Source organism: Pseudomonas sp. XP2, from assembly GCF_053557975.1.
Genome location: NZ_JBNRIK010000034.1, coordinates 54,901 through 55,481, shown reverse-complemented (window position 1 = coordinate 55,481; position 581 = coordinate 54,901). Strand labels below are relative to the sequence as shown.

Genomic DNA, 581 nt, shown 5'->3' with positions numbered 1-581 from the left:
CCCACAGGGTTTCGTCGATCCCTGTGGGAGCGGGTTCACCCGCGAAAGGGCCGGCACTGGCAATACACCTAGATCAGGCACACCAGGGAGGCACAACAATGAAAACCCTCGTCGACCACCTGAGCCAATACGCCAGCTACCACCGCGACCCACGCAACATTGCCACCCACTTCGTCGGCATCCCGCTGATCGTGCTGGCAGTCACCATCCTGCTGTCACGCCCTGGCGGGGAGGTGGCTGGCATGTGGTTGTCCCCTGCCCTGCTGGCAGCGGCGGCCTCGGTGTGGTTCTACCTGCGCCTGGACCTGCGGTTCGGCCTGGTGATGGGGTTGCTGCTGGGCCTGTGCCTGTGGGTCGGCCAGGTGCTGGCCGTGCAGACAACTACGCTGTGGCTTAGCACCGGCCTGGCGGCATTCGTGGCGGGTTGGATCATCCAGTTCGTCGGCCATTACTACGAAGGCCGCAAACCTGCATTTGTCGACGATATCAGCGGCCTGATCATCGGGCCACTGTTCGTGGTGGCAGAAGCAGCGTTCATGCTGGGCCTGTGCCCGAACCTGAAACAGGCCGTAGAAAACAAC

The 581-nt window shown here is 62.8% G+C and carries 1 protein-coding gene; it reads left to right on the top strand.

Annotation, left to right across the window (positions count from 1 at the left end):
* Window positions 1-98 precede the first annotated feature (98 nt).
* The coding region (locus tag ACK1VC_RS26195) for an Mpo1 family 2-hydroxy fatty acid dioxygenase (protein WP_449118146.1) at window positions 99-581 on the top strand (483 nt) is incomplete at its 3' end.